The following is a 14,902-nucleotide window of genomic DNA, read 5'->3' on the forward strand; positions in this document are numbered from 1 at the left end:
CGATTGATGTTTTCGCTTTGCGGCCTCTTACGATAAAAGTTTCGATAAGGCTGCAAAATTAGCAGTTTGCTTTACGGATTCGGCACACTTATAAAGCTTTCTCTCTTGTTTATCACCCCGGCAAATTCATCGCTTCATTGATCTTCATTTTCATTCGTCTGGGAAGTGTATTCCCGCTGGTGATGCGCTTTCGATCGCAAATGTTCCAACCGCGCTTCTGCCGCTGCATCCTGATCGAAAAAATCGACGAGTAAATCCAGACATCGAAGCGTTTCCGGGGAACTCATATGTTCCAGTTTTTCTGTTTCTTCCAGCAGCTGTTCCGCTTGAATTCCAGCCAGCTGCAAAAACCGGGCTACCCGCTGATGCCGCTCCAGCAAGGCTTTCCCCTGTTTCCGGCCTTTCTCTGTCAACTGTACATTTCCATAGTTTTCCACTATCAAAAAACCTTCAGCTGCCAATTTTCGCAGCATTTTACTGACCGAGCTGCGCCCGACCTGAAGTGCGCCGGCCAAGGCGGACACCCGGAGCGTTTGATTTTCCTGCTGCAGCCGGTATATCATTTCCAAATAGTCTTCCATCGCTGCCGTCAGCTGATCCGCTTCATTCCGCGCTGCTTCCCGAAACGGTCGGAATCCCTTGTTTTCCACCATCAGCTTCGCCTCTTTTCCACATACGGCTTCCACCCCATTCTATGCCAGGATCAGCAGGCAGTCCGGGCTGTCACTGAAAGAGATGCTTGCTTGCCTGGAATTCAGGGAAAAGAACAAGAAAAAAACCGGAGTTCCAAAACCCCAGTCTTCACTTCTAAACAAGCTTACCCGGATCTGACGCATTCACGAACAGAAAGGTAACAATCAAACCCCAGATAGTGCTGCCCGCCTGATTTCCTGTATTCGACTTAATCCTTTTGCGCTTGTTTTTCCAGCTTTCCTTCATTTAATAACGCTGGCCGCTTTCCGGAAGCTGCGTTTCAGTTTCATCTGGCGGCAACAGAAAATACCGGCTGAATTCCCCTTGAATCCGATCATGCAGACGCCGCACGCCGCCTTCCAAATGATACCGCATCACCTCGCCGCAGCGCTCCCGCTGACGCTTTTCCACAATTTCCACAATTTCCTCATGTTCATGAAGCAGTTCGTTCATTGAGAAATTGGCTTTGACGTCCAGCATCCGGAAGCGCGAATAATGGACTTTCATTTGATTGATAATTTGCCACATTGCCCGCTGACCGGCAATCGCGAAGATATGCTCATGAAATTCACTGTCCAGCGCGTAGAATTCATCCGGCGTCCGCTTCTGCGCGATTGCCTGACGCTGCCGTTCCAGATCCATTTTCAGCTGCTGCAGCTGGACTGGGGTCCGCCGCTCGATACCATCTTTCAGGATTTGAATTTCCACGATTGTCCGCATATTGATCGTGGCCATGACTAACTCCATATCAATCAGCGACACCTTTGTTCCCCGCTGCGGTAAGACTTCCAGCAAGCCATCGTTGCACAACCGCAGAAACACGTCGCGAACCGGCGTTCGGGACACCTCAAACCGACGGGATATTTCATTTTCACTGATCAAGGCCCCCGGTTCAATTTTCAGATCGATAATTTCTTCCTTTAACTGATTGTAGATCTCCAATTTATCCATCCTGAGTCCCCCTCATACAGTTAGTATACAAGGTGTCCGGAAGGGATTCAAGGTTCAATTTTCCGCGCCATTTCAGGCGAAAGTCTCACAGCCGCCCCCAAGCATGATATAATGCTTGCGATAAGGAGGACAAGCTATGAAATTTTTAGTCGTTTCTGATATCCACGGCTCTGCCGATTACACAAAAAAAGCACTTGAAGCCTATACCCTGCACAAGCCGGATCAAATCCTGCTGCTGGGCGATATTCTCTATCACGGGCCGCGCAATCCGCTGCCGCAGGGCTACAATCCCCAGGAAGTCGTTGCGCTGCTCAATCCGCTGGCCGATAAAATCATTGCCGTCCGCGGCAACTGCGACGCTGAAGTAGACCAAATGCTGCTGAATTTTGATATTCTGCGCGACTGCGCAACCCTTTTCCTGGGCGGACGCCGGATTACGGCGACGCATGGTCATCTGTTCCCGCTCGACCCGCCGCCGCACAGCTTCCCCGGCGATATCTATTTGTTCGGCCATATTCATATTCCTGTCATCCGGCAGGAAAACGGAATCACGCTGCTCAATCCCGGCTCAATTACGCTGCCAAAAGAAAATTCACCCCACACCTATGCACTGCTTGATGAACACGGGTTTACAATCATGACCATCGATCACGAGGTCTATCAATCGCTTACCTTCTAAATGCCAATGAAAATCTAGCGATAGCCGCTGTTAAAATGATTTTTCAGCAGCGGCTTATCCCTTAACTGCACCGAGCTTCTCCTCATTGGGAAGCTCTTTTTTACGTTCGTCAATCAACAGACAGAGCACCGCTGCCCATTGATCCTCCGCCTCCTTTAACGTAATTTTGACCACCTCCCCCTGATTCATTAAATGCCGCTGAGCCACCGGAGCGATGTAATAAATAGGCTGAGTGATCGAATCCAGCACCAGCTGATTCTCCCGGACTTCCATCTCAGTTCGCTTCCATTGACAGGAAGGCAAGGTATGCCGGATGCGGTATTGATCTCTTTTGGTACCCAGCTTCATCCGCTGAGCTTGTTTCCAGACCTGCTGAAGCATCGCCGTCGGCAGCGACTGATAAGCATCCGGCAAGGGCGCGTCTTCTATCAAGTGAGGTTGATGGATCATCGCGTCAAATAATTCTTCGCGGAACTGCGCGGCGCTGTGGCTTAAGGCGCAGAGCTGGCGGCGCTGCGACAAGGTTGGAAAACATGTAATTTTCACATTCATAATCATGGGAATAATCTCCTCCTACTAATACTATTGCGCTTTTTTTACAAAAGCCTCCCAGATTTCAGAAATTTCTTCCATTTTCTTGTCTCAATTTTGTCCCAAATCGTTCCAAATCCCCCTTTCCCATCCTTCATTCCCTAAAATGAAGATCAAGACAATAGATCAACAGGACAAACTGCGGATCTCTTCTTCTCCCCCCCCATTTCAAGATTACAGCGAATAGAAAAGAAAGTAAGAATCAAAAAACCTCCGGTAATCTTAACAATTACAGAAGGCTCTTATGGCTATTCTCCTCATCACGAGTTCAGGTTTGCAGAAAACGGAAGCAAAGGCAAAAAGCCCAATCTCTATTGTTCCTGCATTAACCGGTCCAGGCGCGGATTCGCAACTTCACGGATCCGGCCATCTTCGATATAGACTTTCGCCAACCGATCACTCAGCAAAGTCAAAACTTCATACGGAATCGTTCCCAACTCCCGCGCCACCTGTTCCAACGGAAGATGCGGGCCGAATAGTTCAACCTTCGTTCCCACCGGAAACGCGTGCGGCAGCCGGATCATCGCCTGATCCATGCAGATCCGCCCGACAAAGTCGCCGGTTTCCCCTTCAATCCAGCATTGCCGCCCCTGATGCTTGCGAATCCAGCCGTCGGCATAACCGATCGGCAAGGTTCCGATCCACTCCTCTTTCTGCGTCGTATAGGTCGCCCCATAACCCACCGGCTGCCCTGCCGGCAACGCCTTGACATAGACCAATCGGCTGTACAAGCTGACGCACGGCTTCAGCGCCGTCGCGTAGGAAGTCACGCCGAACATCGCCAGTCCGCAGCGGACCGCATTGCCCGGCGCCTTCGGATAATGCACAGCCGCATCGGAATTACTGCTGTGCACCCAGCGAAACGGCGTATCCAAAGCACGGACAATGTGCTCGAACCGAGCCGCCTGATCGTCCGTCATCCCATTATCCGGATTATCCGAGCAGGCAAAGTGCGTGAAAATACCTTCCACCAAGGCGCCATTTTCCTGCAGCAGCGTTAACATCGCCTGCAGTTCGTCAAGATTCCCCGTTCCGATGCGGTGCATACCGGTATCCACTTTTAAGTGTACTCTCAAACCCCTGACCGGGATCTGAACCAGCTCTTTAACCCAATCCAGCGATACTGCCGGCACCGCCAGATCATACCGCAGAAGCAGCTCCGCTTGAGACGGATCCACGACGCCTAAGATTAAAACCGGCGCCGTTATTCCCTGATACCGTAACGACAACGCCTCATCCAAGCTCGACACCGCCAACATCGCGGCTCCCGCTTCCAAGGCTGCCCGCGCAACCGGACCATCGCCGGCGCCGTAACCATTCGCTTTGATCACCGCGATAAACTGCCGGTCGGTCTGCCGGCGCAGCCAGCGGATATTTTCTTTGATCTGATCCAGGTCGACCTCTACCCAGCTCTCCCGATAAAACATGTCTGTTCCTCTTTTCCTGATTTCACCCTGCCGCTTAGACAAAGCGGGATGTCGTATAAGCCAGATAAACCCCGCCGATGCGGAACATCAGCGACAACAACGCGTTCATACTTGTGCCGATCAGACTCTGCAAAACCATCCTGAACGCAAGCATAAAGAACTGAAATCCCATCGTAAACACACCAAAGCCAAAATAAGCGATCATATCGCCGAATAGGAAGCAAACCACGGCCAGCACCGCCGCCAGAACGGAAAACCGCACCTGCACTCCACGCCCATATTTACGGATGACCGTGCCGATCGCATAACCGAACGCCAGGTAAACCACCGAGAATTCAAACATGAGAAACCGCGCGAGCAGACCGTAAAGAATTGTCAGTCCCACGGTCGCCCCAACACCATATCCAACTGCCCGAATGAACCGTTCATTGCGGGTCAGCGCCTGTTTATTGTAAATTTTAAGCATACAAGACCTCCTGAATACTCCCAGTATAGCACAATCAAATTTAAAAGAGAACGGGCGATCCGCAGACAGAATCTTACAAATCATTAACAGGTAATTTTGCCTGCCGTCAGGAAATAGAACAGAAAAAACAATTTGAGAACCGTTTTCTTTACTTTTCCACTTTCCCAGAGTATCATTTTTTTAAATGAGAGAAGGAGGTTCTACCGTGTTATCGAAGACGCAGAATCAAGCATTATATGAATTGCAGAAAGAACTATGGGACTACGCTGAACCCGGTTTTCTGGAACACAAATCAGCGAAGGCCATGAGTGATTTCCTGCGCCGGGAAGGTTTCCAGGTGACTGAAGGTCTTTGCGGCATGGATACGGCGTTTGTCGGAGTCTGGGGCAGCGGAAAGCCGGTAATCTGCCTGTTAGCGGAATTTGACGCGCTTTACGGTCTGAGTCAGGAAGCGGACGTCGCCGAGTACAAACCGATCGAAGGCATGGCGACCGGCCACGGCTGCGGCCATCATCTGTTAGGCGTCGGCTCGATTGCCGCCGCGATGATCGTTAAAGACTATCTGGAAAAGAACAAGCTGCCGGGAACGATCAAAATGGTCGGCTGTCCGGCTGAGGAAAGCGGCAGCGGCAAAGCCTATCTGGCACGCGACGGGTTCTTCGCGGACGCCGATGCAGCGATCACCTGGCATCCATCCACGCTCAACGTCGTATCTTCCGGTTCCCATCAGTCCTGCATTCAATGTTATTTCCGGTTCCACGGCGTTTCCAGTCATGCCGCAGGCAATCCGGAAGCGGGCCGCAGCGCGCTGGACGCCGCCGAACTGATGAGCGTCGGCGTCAATTATCTGCGCGAACACATGGACTCCAAAGAACGCGTCCATTACGCCTACACCAATGCCGGCGGGATTTCCCCGAATGTCGTCCAGGCCGAAGCGGAAGTTAAATATCTCGTCCGCTCCACAACCAATCCGAAATGTCAGAAACTCTATGAACGCGTAATCAATATCGCCAAAGGCGCCGCGCTGATGACCGGGACGACCTGCGACGTCATCTTTGACGAAGGCTTAAGCAACGTCATTCCAAACTTCACGCTGGAACAAGTCCTGGAAGAGGCTTTCTTAGAAACCGGCGCTCCGGAATATACCGAAGCTGAACGCGCTTACGCCAAGCAATTCCGCGACACCTATCCGCTTGATCCGGAAAGCGAGGTCACGGCCAGTATCGCTGAACCCAAGACGCTCATCGCCAACATCCAGAACAGCGATATCTGCGATATCGTGCTGCGTCACCGCTGCGTTGACGAATGCTCGATGGGATCGACCGACGTCGGCGACGTCAGCTGGGTTGTTCCGACGGCTCAGATCAACACCGCCTGTTACAGCTACGGCGCAGGCGGACATACCTGGCAATGGGTTGCCCAAGGCAAGTCCACGCTGGCTTACAAGGGGATGATGCTGGCAGCAGAAGTCATGGCGAAAGCCGTTGAAAAATGCTTTGAACAGCCGGAAATCATAACGAAGGCAAAAGCCGAATTTGATGAACGGCTAGGGGGGCAGACCTATGAGTGCCTGATTCCCAGCGATGTGAAACCGCACATTATCCAATAAACACGCTCAGCCTATTCCAGCAGTCAGATTTCTCTTTCCGCCAAAGCAAGCATGAATCCAAGGTTAAAAACTGTTCCGCTTGCCGCACACAGCACGATCCAATTCCAACAAGAAAAAGAATGGAGTTCACAGAACATCCGCGATACCTTCCGCCTGTCTTCTGGGCAGAGCGTTGATCCGGATTCATGTTCCCCATTCTTTTTTATGATTCAATCTCTATTTTAAAGCTTTACTCCGCTGCGCAAGCCTTCAGAAAATCCGGATTGAACAAATCCGTGTCTTTCTCAGCGTCATACACACAGCGCCCTTCGCTGAAGGTCTTCAGAACCCGATAATCCTCGTCGATAATGATGAAGTCCGCATCCATGCCCGCTGCCAATCGGCCTTTTTGAGGCGCGCCGTAGACCTGCGCCGGATTGCGTGAACTCATCTTGACGATCTCCGTCAGCGGCAGATGCAGATTCTCCGCCAGATTGCGAATGCCGCGAATCACCGGCAGCGTCGATCCGCACAACCTTCCGGTATCCGATAAACAATAACCCTTTTCATCAATATTCACGTCGAACATGCCGGACAGGTGATACCGGCCAATCGGCGCCCCCGCCATCGGTACATTGTCAGACACCATCATGAACTTGTCAAACGGATTCTTTTTGACCCGAAGCATCAGTTCGATCATTTCATTCGCGACATGCAGGCCGTCGCAGATCAGTTCGTTATAAACCTCGTCGTTGAGCAGACAGGCGCCCAGACCGCCCATCCGGCGATGATGGATCCCCGCCATGACGTTCGCCGTGTGCGTCGTGACCGTGATCCCCCATTGAAAAGAATCCAACGCTTCCTGATACAGCGCGTTGCTGTGGGCAAAAGCACAGCGGACCCCCTGCGACGTCAACAGTTCGATCGCTTCCCTTGCGCCCGGAATTTCCGGCGCAATCGCAACCAGCTTCAGCATCCCCTGGGCGGTGTCGATCATCGTCTGAACATGCTTTAAATCGATATCCGGATGTCCGGTATCAATTCCCTTTTCACCCACGCGGTTCAAATACGGACCCTCGCTGTGGATGCCGATCGGCTTCGCACCGTCAACATGCGTCTGCGCCACCTTAACAATCGTCTCGAACAAAGCAAAATCTGCAGTCGGCAGACACGCTGTAACACCCTGGGACGCTAACCCCTTTAAGTAACCGCGGACTACCGCTTCCGGATCCGCCTGCTCGCTCATCAGTCCGTATCCCATTGTGCCATGATTATGCGTGTCGATAATCCCCGGTAATATCCGGTGATTCTCGGCGTCCACCGTGATCGCAACCCGTGCTGTCGGCGGCAGAATGTCCACAATCCGGCCTTCGTCAAGATTCAAAATTCCATCCACGATTCCCTGGTCGGTGACAATTCGATGTGATCGTACAAACATTAGCGCTCCTCCTTCAGATCACGGTAAGTGATCAATTCAATCTGATGCTCCTGCAGGAAAGCCCTGACTTTCGGACTCGTCGCCATCGCCAGATCCTTCATGCGGATCATCGTGTAAGTTGTTTCTTTCATCAAATCTTCCTCGACAAAGCCGCAATGGCAGATAAAATAACCAATTTCATGCGATAACGATGCTTCCAGCGACTTTAGAAACTCCTGTTCCACATCCGTTTTCAGCTGATCCTCAATCGGAAACGGCTTCGGCGTCCATGTGCAGGGAATCATTGAAACCTGACTGCCGCTCATCACATCCGTCGTCATCAAAATATCGTATTTCTCCGCGATCGCCCGCGCTGCTCTCTGGGTGTTGGGTGTCGCCATCGAATGACCATGAAAATAGTCCGGCTTGCGCCCCATCAATTCAATAAAACGCTTGACTTGATTGTCCGTTTCCAGCAACGTTTGTTCGAAATCATAAGGATCCTCTTCAAAACACAGGCACATTCCCTGCCGGCCGATGATCCGGCCCTCACGCATGCGCTGAACCGAAGGCACAAAATGCCCCTCCGGATTCACCAGGGAAGGAACCTCTGCCGGATCGCTGACCGGCTGTCCCGCGACCAGATTGATGTCGATGCCGACGCAGATACCCTGCCGGTCACGAATTTTCTCCGCAGCCCGGGCGGAGCTGGGCATGTTGACAAACAAGCCCGTATTGCGGATGATTCCCTGATCGATCCCCTTCAGAATTCCATCGGCGACAGAATCCGTTAAGCCATAGTCATCACTTTGAAATAATAATTTTCTCATTCCGCTTTTATCCTGCCTTTCAATTTTTCCAAAATTCGCTCTAAACGCGGGATATCCACATGGCAATCCCGTTTAGAACGTGTATGCCGCACAACGAACTGATGCTTCTCAATCGCGCCGGATGCCAGCAGCACGCCGCGCTCGAAGAATCGCAGACCATTGTCCGGATCCTCATATTCCTTGTTAATCCAATCTTCCTCCAGCAAGTCCGAGACGTCAACTCCTTTTCGATGAGCGCAGACGACTTTTTCACCCTGAGCCAGACAATCCAGTAAAATCACCTCGGCGCGCGAAGGACAAGCCTCTTTAAGCAGCTTCAGCCCTTCATAGGAATTACAGCACTGATCGACCAGCACCAGCGCCGTCGAGGCGTTGGGATCACACTCCTGGATCAAGCGCAGGATCAAGGCTACAGAAGCACTGTTGCGGTTGAAGTTAACGCGGTTTCCCCGGCTGTGCAGCAAGCTGACACCCAGCAAGGCCGCCAAGACTGCAACCAAAACCGCAGCGATTTTCATCGCTGGACTCAACCAGCGTAGCGTATAAACCGCCCCTGCAGCGATCAAAAAGCACGCCGCGCCCAAAATCCATTCCCACGCCAAATTCCACCCTTCCGCCTGAGTGTTCTTCCGTGGATTCAACGGATAATAACGGATTGGCAACTGTGCACTGGCCGGCGTGTCATAAGCGCAGGCAATTACCGTCTTCGCATGCGCCAGATCGCCGATAACCAGATTGCATACATGCAGCATGCGGGAATGCCGGGTTTGAAATTCCGTCTTCCATCCAGCTTCACGGCACTGCCGGCACACTTCCGCCAGGAATATCTCTTTTTGTTTACGCGTATAGCGGCGCGCCAGCGTTACGCCGACGAGCATCATTTCATCTTTCATGCTTTCACCTCCGAAGGCCAAAACAGGCTATGAAGCTCAGTCCTCCATAGCCTAAACTCTGATTTTAGAAAATTCTGAAGAAAGCGCCAACCAAGGCGAACACGAAGATGCCCAAAATCAACTGAGTCGGACGCGCGCCCTTCTTGATCAGCCGAACCAGCGTAAACAACAGGATGACGCCGAGCAAGCCCGGGAAGATCGAATTCAATACATCGCCGATCACTACCGATGTCTGGCCGACGTTCAACGTCCAATTCAACGGAACGCTGACCATCTGCGCCGTCATCGCCCCGACCATGATCAAGCCCAGCACGGATGCCGCTTTCGTTAAAGCGCCCATCAAGCCCGAAGAGAACACCATATCAATAAACGAAGTCCCATAGACATAACCCCAGTTCACAAAGAAATACTTCACGATAGACTGCGTTACACCATAGAGCAGGATGAAGATCAAAGTCCCCAGGATTGAACCTTCCGCGCACAAACCAATGCCGATGCCCGCGGCGATGATACGCAGACAGTTGAAGAACAAGCTGTCGAACATCCCGGCTGTCGGACCCATCAACGCGGCTTTGATACTCTCAATCGTCTGACCGTCAATCGAGTTCTTTTCTTTGTGCTCTTTTTCCATCGCATAAGCCAAGCCGGCGATGAAACTGAACGGTACGGCATGCGTGTTGAAGAAGTTCTGATGCCGCAGATACGCCTCCCGCTTGCCTTCCATATCGTCTTTATAGATACTCTCAATAGCCGGAGCCATCGTAATCGTAAAACCATTCGCTTCCATTTTCACCATATTGAAGCTGGTGAAAACCAGATGGGAACGGAAGAACATGGATTTTAGAACTTTCTTTTCTTCCGGCGTTAATACTTTCTTTTCCATTAGAAGAAATCCTCCTCATCTGTTTTCGCTGCCGAAGCCGTCAGCGAATTCTTTAAATCGATACTGCGCTTTTCCCCCATAAACATGGTGATCGCAATGGCCGTGCCTAAAATTGCAATCGGCAAGGTTGCCATGCCTAAGTAAGCCACCAGAACATAACCGACGAAGAAGAAGATGCCGACTTCGTTGTTCCAGATCATCGAGGTTAAGATCGCGAAGCCGACCGCTAACATCATCGATGTCGCTGCCCCTAACCCCGTCATAACCCAGGCCGGCATGCTCGCTAAGAAGGCGTTCAACCCTTCAACACCGTAAGATACCGCAAAGAACAGAATGACAACGTTGATCAATGGCGTCAGACATGAGAAACCAATCGTTTGGAATGCGAATTTACGCGGATTGCACTCCGCCGCCAACTTTTCCCAATACGCTGCAAGAGAAGCCCAGATCGGCGTAAACATACCGGCGATGGAAGCCATGACCGTGCCGATTGGCAAAGCGATCGCCAAGCCTGCTTCGATATCAGCGCCGGTTAAAATGGTATAGGCGACGGCAATAATGCTGGATGTTGTCGCATCCGCCGGGATGGAACCCCCAATGGCGGAAATTCCCATGAAAATCGATTCCAGGGATGCGCCCATAATGATGCCCGTCTTGAAATCGCCTAAGATTAATCCCGCTAACGGAGCAACGACGATCGGCCGGTTGAGGCACTGCCAGGACATGATGTAGGGGTCTAAAATTGCAATGATATAATATGCTAAACAAATTTGTAAAGCTGCGGATACCATGATTCTCCTCCTCTTTTCCTAATGGATTTTCTTATAACCCTAATACTTTGCTTAATTTTTCCGGATTATCTTCCGGGGTGGTCTGATACACCGTGTCAATTCCGAAACTCAACACTTTTTTGAAATCTTCAACTTCCTCGTCGTAGGCATACAGATTGGAACCATAGGTTCGACGGGCAAGATCCCCTTGTTTCGGAGCAATCCGGCCATAGTTGCCGATGTTGATCAGCGGGATCTCCTTCACTTCTTCCAAGATCTTGATCAGATCTTTCGGGTTGGAAATGATGACCAGAATTTTATGACCCGCCGCCCGCGGATCCTTCAGCAGAGTAATCGAATCAGCGACTGAACGGATCGTTACTTTCGCAGTCGCCGGCGCAGCCATCATCAGACTCTGCTGGATAATCTTGTTCCCTGCTGCCTCATCATTCGCCACGACGATGCGATCAACTCCCGTATGCCGTGACCATTTGATCGCCACCTGACCATGAATCAATCTTTCATCCAAACGTACTAACTTAATCATTTTCTATTCCTCCTTTCTTAGAAAAAATCCTCTTGTTCTTCCGTTAAATCCGGCAGTTGCACGACGCTTAACATCGATCGGCTCTGTTCAACGATCTGTTCAATCTCCTCCGCCGTGACCTCCGTTTTTGTCGAAAGCTCCAGAACACAGGCCAGATTCACGCCGCCGATCAGCGTAGTGTTCGGCTTCTGCAGATAGGTCATCATGACCTGGTTCACGCTGCCGCCGATTAAATCTGACATCAGCAAAACCTGATCTTCCGGAGAAACTTCCGCATAAAACGCGTCAAGTTTTTCCTGGACTGAAGCTTGATCGACATAAGCATCAAACACCGTGACATTGTCAGAAGCGCCCATTAAAATATTCAACGAGCTTTTCATGCCGCTGGCGAAATGACCATGTGATGACAAAAAGATTTTTAGCAATGCGATACCCCTTTCTTGTTGGATATTTCTTCAACGTCCTTACTATAAATCGTTTCTGTAAGCGTTACCACGCTCACTTTTTCCGAAAAAAAAGGGAAAACTTTCGTTTTTTCCCTTAATCAAGTGAAATTGGCAAAGCCTTTAAGCTTGCTCGAACGATCTCCGTCAATCCGGTAACTCGATGATTTTCGATCAACATCCACAAGTTCTCATTATCTTTGAAAAACATCATTAATAGGTCATTAACAAATCTAACAGCCTCCAGGTTATTATCAAAATCCACACTGATCACAACAATGTGCAGAATCGGTTGTTCATCAAACTGTTTTTCCTGATTTAACTGGTAAATCTCAAATATTCCTTTTTTGACCCACCGGCGTTTTATGAAAAGAATACATACTTTATTCGCAACACACGTTTTTACCGTGTAATGAAGATCGACTTGGATTTTATCAACACACTCCGCATCCTTTCCCATTTTATAACTGATCAGGCGAAGGAAAGAATCCATGTTTTCATACTCAAAATCACGGTATATATTGAGAGAGGTTAAATGTAAATGATCCAGCGCCGGCTGCAGCTGAACTCCAGATAATATAACCTGATTGTATATATCGTTCATCTGACTTTGGGTAGGAATACTGTCGACCATCAGACATGGCCAATCATATTTATAGGAATAATATGGATAACTTAGGATTGCCCAATCATAGTCTTTAACCGGTAGTTTACGCATTTCATAAAGCTCGTAGACATCCAGGCAAGAAAAATAGGATCCAAAACGGCTTTCGATAATCCGTTTAAAAATTCCAGAAGAGAGGTAACCGCCGCCATTGGAAACAATCGCACGGACTGGGGTAAAGGAATAAGAAATCATTAATAAAAGTACATTTAAGTGTCCCGCAAAAGTTATCAAATTATACAAACTTAGCTGACAATGATATCGCTCTTCAAAAAGTCTAGCTAGATTGTGTGCAAATTTTGCGGCTAAAGGACAGTCGTGAATCCGTGCATCTTCAAAATGTAAGCTTCTTACACTGTGAAAAGAAGCATTGAAATCTTTTTGAACCAGCATGGGGATAATGCCTGCACACAAAATCTGTGACCAACCTGGAATTGTGGTGATGTCCAGGTTATAATCTTTTTTGATTGATTTGCAGAACAGTGTAATAAAGTCCTGAGCTTCGTCATGCAATTCAAAATAATTTTGCGACAGATCGCAATCCCAAGGAATATCCGCCCAAAAGATCAGCAGCAAAGCAAAAGCAAGAATCTCATCCTCGCTGACATCAAAGCCGGAAAATCGTTGACATTTTTCGATCACGTCTTTCGCAACTGAATATTCTCGGAATCGCCGAATATACTTACGCTGATTTTGCGTCAAACTTATTGGACATCCAGCCTGATAACGAGAAACCATCAATAACAAATAACGAGATAAACGCTGGGTGTTGATATCAAGAATATGACAATCTGAATCCCTCAATGTTTTTAGGAAAATATGACGAATTTCATAGCGTTCTTCATCGTCCCGGTCAAAGAAAGATAAGAAATCTGTATTCTTATACAAATTTATGGCTTCATGATAGTGATTTTCAAAAATACAAAGCATTAACATTCGTCGATCAAATTCGCTGCCCTTAACCAGAGGCCCCTCTTCATTTCGTCTTTTCAATCGCATGTTAAACTTACTCAGCAAAAAATTAACATCTTTCATGTCTTCCCGTATTGAACTTTTTGTTAAATACAATTCTTCTGCGATATCTTCAATTGTAAGAAAGCGATTTTCTACAATAATCCGGCGAAGAATATCATTACTTCTGTCATTCTGAGCCCTGGGTGTTTCACCCACATTTGAAAAATGTATAATCAATTGAGTCTTTACGGGTTCAAAGCGATCTTCGTCAAAAACCTTGAGAACATAACCTTTTCCTTTTTTCGCTACTAAATCAGCACCACTTGCTTTTGCAAATGCCTCTAATTCCGGAATATCATTTTTGACCGTTCGTTCAGTGACCCCTACTTTTTCCGCTAGCTCATAAGAACGGATATATTGATCCTGTTGGGCAAGAATATAGAATAACTGTAAGATTCGTTTCTTTTCATTCGCCATTCCTAATCCTCCAACTTTCTGATCTGGTTCATAAAGTAGACTTTAACTGACAATTGAAATATAATTGAAAATGATAGAAAATAGCTATATTTTGGTTAGAAAACGCCTGGTTCATAAAGTCTACTTTTTCAGCCACAAACGACTACAGCTAAAATAAAAAATGCATTTATAGTAAGATCAGCTGATCAGCACCGAGAGAAGCAGGGTTAACAGAACTAACAAAGTAAAAAGTCTCCCGGAAAGGAGACTCATACTTTGTTAGTTCGAACTGCACAGGGTTTTGTTTACTGAGCGCCCAAATCGCTCGTCCTGATACAGAGCGTATAGCTTATCAGGCTGCCTTGGAAAATATTTCAAGGCTCAGAGAAACAAATTTAAATCTTAAAGTATCTCGAACTAACAATAAATTTTGTTTCTCTATATATAATATACGCACGAAATCGAAAAAGTACTTACAAATAATTTAGATTTTTCTAAAAAGCCTCCCATTTTTACCTAATGCGACAGTTTTAGAGAACGGCGCTTTAAAATCACATAGGGTCATCCTAATTATGAATCTAATTTATGTAAAAAATAATATCAATGATTCTTGACTTCCATTCTGTGAAGTCCTCTGAACAAGTTTAACC

Annotated in this window: 15 protein-coding genes; 2 read left to right on the plus strand and 13 right to left on the minus strand. The window is 48.5% G+C overall.

Annotated features, from left to right (window positions below):
* Nucleotides 1–134: 134 nt before the first annotated feature.
* Both HOLDEFILI_RS16400 and HOLDEFILI_RS16405 read right to left on the minus strand, forming a co-directional pair.
* Nucleotides 135–653: a metal-dependent transcriptional regulator gene (locus tag HOLDEFILI_RS16400; protein ID WP_050767012.1), complete on the minus strand. Its 519-nt coding sequence runs from the start codon at nt 651–653 to the stop codon at nt 135–137.
* A 286-nt stretch (nt 654–939) separates the two neighbouring features.
* Nucleotides 940–1,644 carry a GntR family transcriptional regulator gene (locus HOLDEFILI_RS16405; protein WP_006061006.1) on the minus strand — a complete coding sequence of 235 codons (705 nt, stop codon included), beginning with the start codon at nt 1,642–1,644 and terminating at the stop codon, nt 940–942.
* A gap of 136 nt (nt 1,645–1,780) precedes the next feature.
* Between HOLDEFILI_RS16405 and yfcE the strand changes: the two genes are divergently transcribed.
* Entirely contained in the window at nt 1,781–2,323 is a 543-nt protein-coding gene (gene yfcE, locus HOLDEFILI_RS16410) for a phosphodiesterase (protein ID WP_006061007.1), read from the plus strand.
* 54 nt (nt 2,324–2,377) lie between these two features.
* On the opposite strand, the gene HOLDEFILI_RS16415 is transcribed toward yfcE, so the two are convergent.
* The 3 genes from HOLDEFILI_RS16415 to HOLDEFILI_RS16425 form a co-directional block, all read right to left on the minus strand.
* Nucleotides 2,378–2,881: a hypothetical protein gene (locus tag HOLDEFILI_RS16415; protein WP_006061008.1), complete on the minus strand. Its 504-nt coding sequence runs from the start codon at nt 2,879–2,881 to the stop codon at nt 2,378–2,380.
* Between the two features lie 344 nt (nt 2,882–3,225).
* On the minus strand, nt 3,226–4,341 hold the full coding sequence (gene alr, locus HOLDEFILI_RS16420; RefSeq protein ID WP_006061009.1) for an alanine racemase: 1,116 nt from the start codon (nt 4,339–4,341) through the stop codon (nt 3,226–3,228).
* A gap of 34 nt (nt 4,342–4,375) precedes the next feature.
* A complete protein-coding gene (locus tag HOLDEFILI_RS16425) occupies nt 4,376–4,807 on the minus strand; it encodes a hypothetical protein (RefSeq protein ID WP_006061010.1) in 432 nt (143 codons plus the stop codon).
* Nucleotides 4,808–5,012: 205 nt separating this feature from the next.
* Between HOLDEFILI_RS16425 and HOLDEFILI_RS16430 the strand changes: the two genes are divergently transcribed.
* Nucleotides 5,013–6,416, plus strand: a complete 1,404-nt coding sequence (locus HOLDEFILI_RS16430; protein WP_050767013.1) for an amidohydrolase — start codon at nt 5,013–5,015, stop codon at nt 6,414–6,416.
* Between the two features lie 229 nt (nt 6,417–6,645).
* Here HOLDEFILI_RS16430 and HOLDEFILI_RS16435 read toward each other — a convergent pair whose 3' ends face one another.
* The 8 genes from HOLDEFILI_RS16435 to HOLDEFILI_RS16470 form a co-directional block, all read right to left on the minus strand.
* Nucleotides 6,646–7,833 (minus strand): N-acetylglucosamine-6-phosphate deacetylase, encoded by a 1,188-nt coding sequence (locus HOLDEFILI_RS16435; RefSeq protein ID WP_006061012.1) that lies wholly within the window; start codon nt 7,831–7,833, stop codon nt 6,646–6,648.
* On the minus strand, nt 7,833–8,642 hold the full coding sequence (locus HOLDEFILI_RS16440; RefSeq protein ID WP_006061013.1) for a ChbG/HpnK family deacetylase: 810 nt from the start codon (nt 8,640–8,642) through the stop codon (nt 7,833–7,835). The genes HOLDEFILI_RS16435 and HOLDEFILI_RS16440 overlap by 1 nt, the downstream gene beginning before the upstream one ends.
* On the minus strand, nt 8,639–9,535 hold the full coding sequence (locus HOLDEFILI_RS16445) for a hypothetical protein (protein ID WP_006061014.1): 897 nt from the start codon (nt 9,533–9,535) through the stop codon (nt 8,639–8,641). The genes HOLDEFILI_RS16440 and HOLDEFILI_RS16445 overlap by 4 nt, the downstream gene beginning before the upstream one ends.
* A gap of 64 nt (nt 9,536–9,599) precedes the next feature.
* On the minus strand, nt 9,600–10,418 hold the full coding sequence (locus tag HOLDEFILI_RS16450; RefSeq protein ID WP_006061015.1) for a PTS system mannose/fructose/sorbose family transporter subunit IID: 819 nt from the start codon (nt 10,416–10,418) through the stop codon (nt 9,600–9,602).
* Entirely contained in the window at nt 10,418–11,209 is a 792-nt protein-coding gene (locus HOLDEFILI_RS16455) for a PTS mannose/fructose/sorbose/N-acetylgalactosamine transporter subunit IIC (protein ID WP_006061016.1), read from the minus strand. Before HOLDEFILI_RS16455 ends, HOLDEFILI_RS16450 begins: the two co-directional genes overlap by 1 nt.
* 31 nt (nt 11,210–11,240) lie before the next feature.
* Entirely contained in the window at nt 11,241–11,735 is a 495-nt protein-coding gene (locus HOLDEFILI_RS16460) for a PTS sugar transporter subunit IIB (RefSeq protein WP_006061017.1), read from the minus strand.
* A 17-nt stretch (nt 11,736–11,752) separates the two neighbouring features.
* Nucleotides 11,753–12,160, minus strand: a complete 408-nt coding sequence (locus HOLDEFILI_RS16465) for a PTS sugar transporter subunit IIA (RefSeq protein ID WP_039865336.1) — start codon at nt 12,158–12,160, stop codon at nt 11,753–11,755.
* Nucleotides 12,161–12,275: 115 nt separating this feature from the next.
* Nucleotides 12,276–14,273 (minus strand): BglG family transcription antiterminator, encoded by a 1,998-nt coding sequence (locus HOLDEFILI_RS16470; protein WP_006061019.1) that lies wholly within the window; start codon nt 14,271–14,273, stop codon nt 12,276–12,278.
* Nucleotides 14,274–14,902 lie beyond the last annotated feature (629 nt).

Source organism: Holdemania filiformis DSM 12042 (genome assembly GCF_000157995.1).
Lineage (GTDB): Bacteria > Bacillota_I > Bacilli_A > Erysipelotrichales > Erysipelotrichaceae > Holdemania > Holdemania filiformis.

What these genes read in the sequence shown, in the direction of transcription:
- HOLDEFILI_RS16460 (WP_006061017.1), bottom strand. Translation starts at nt 11,735, where the DNA reads ATGATTAAGTTAGTACGTTTGGATGAAAGATTGATTCATGGTCAGGTG.
- HOLDEFILI_RS16415 (WP_006061008.1), bottom strand. Translation starts at nt 2,881, where the DNA reads ATGATTATGAATGTGAAAATTACATGTTTTCCAACCTTGTCGCAGCGC.
- HOLDEFILI_RS16455 (WP_006061016.1), bottom strand. Translation starts at nt 11,209, where the DNA reads ATGGTATCCGCAGCTTTACAAATTTGTTTAGCATATTATATCATTGCA.
- HOLDEFILI_RS16405 (WP_006061006.1), bottom strand. Translation starts at nt 1,644, where the DNA reads ATGGATAAATTGGAGATCTACAATCAGTTAAAGGAAGAAATTATCGAT.
- yfcE (WP_006061007.1), top strand. Translation starts at nt 1,781, where the DNA reads ATGAAATTTTTAGTCGTTTCTGATATCCACGGCTCTGCCGATTACACA.
- alr (WP_006061009.1), bottom strand. Translation starts at nt 4,341, where the DNA reads ATGTTTTATCGGGAGAGCTGGGTAGAGGTCGACCTGGATCAGATCAAA.
- HOLDEFILI_RS16425 (WP_006061010.1), bottom strand. Translation starts at nt 4,807, where the DNA reads ATGCTTAAAATTTACAATAAACAGGCGCTGACCCGCAATGAACGGTTC.
- HOLDEFILI_RS16445 (WP_006061014.1), bottom strand. Translation starts at nt 9,535, where the DNA reads ATGAAAGATGAAATGATGCTCGTCGGCGTAACGCTGGCGCGCCGCTAT.
- HOLDEFILI_RS16435 (WP_006061012.1), bottom strand. Translation starts at nt 7,833, where the DNA reads ATGTTTGTACGATCACATCGAATTGTCACCGACCAGGGAATCGTGGAT.
- HOLDEFILI_RS16450 (WP_006061015.1), bottom strand. Translation starts at nt 10,418, where the DNA reads ATGGAAAAGAAAGTATTAACGCCGGAAGAAAAGAAAGTTCTAAAATCC.
- HOLDEFILI_RS16440 (WP_006061013.1), bottom strand. Translation starts at nt 8,642, where the DNA reads ATGAGAAAATTATTATTTCAAAGTGATGACTATGGCTTAACGGATTCT.
- HOLDEFILI_RS16400 (WP_050767012.1), bottom strand. Translation starts at nt 653, where the DNA reads ATGGTGGAAAACAAGGGATTCCGACCGTTTCGGGAAGCAGCGCGGAAT.
- HOLDEFILI_RS16470 (WP_006061019.1), bottom strand. Translation starts at nt 14,273, where the DNA reads ATGGCGAATGAAAAGAAACGAATCTTACAGTTATTCTATATTCTTGCC.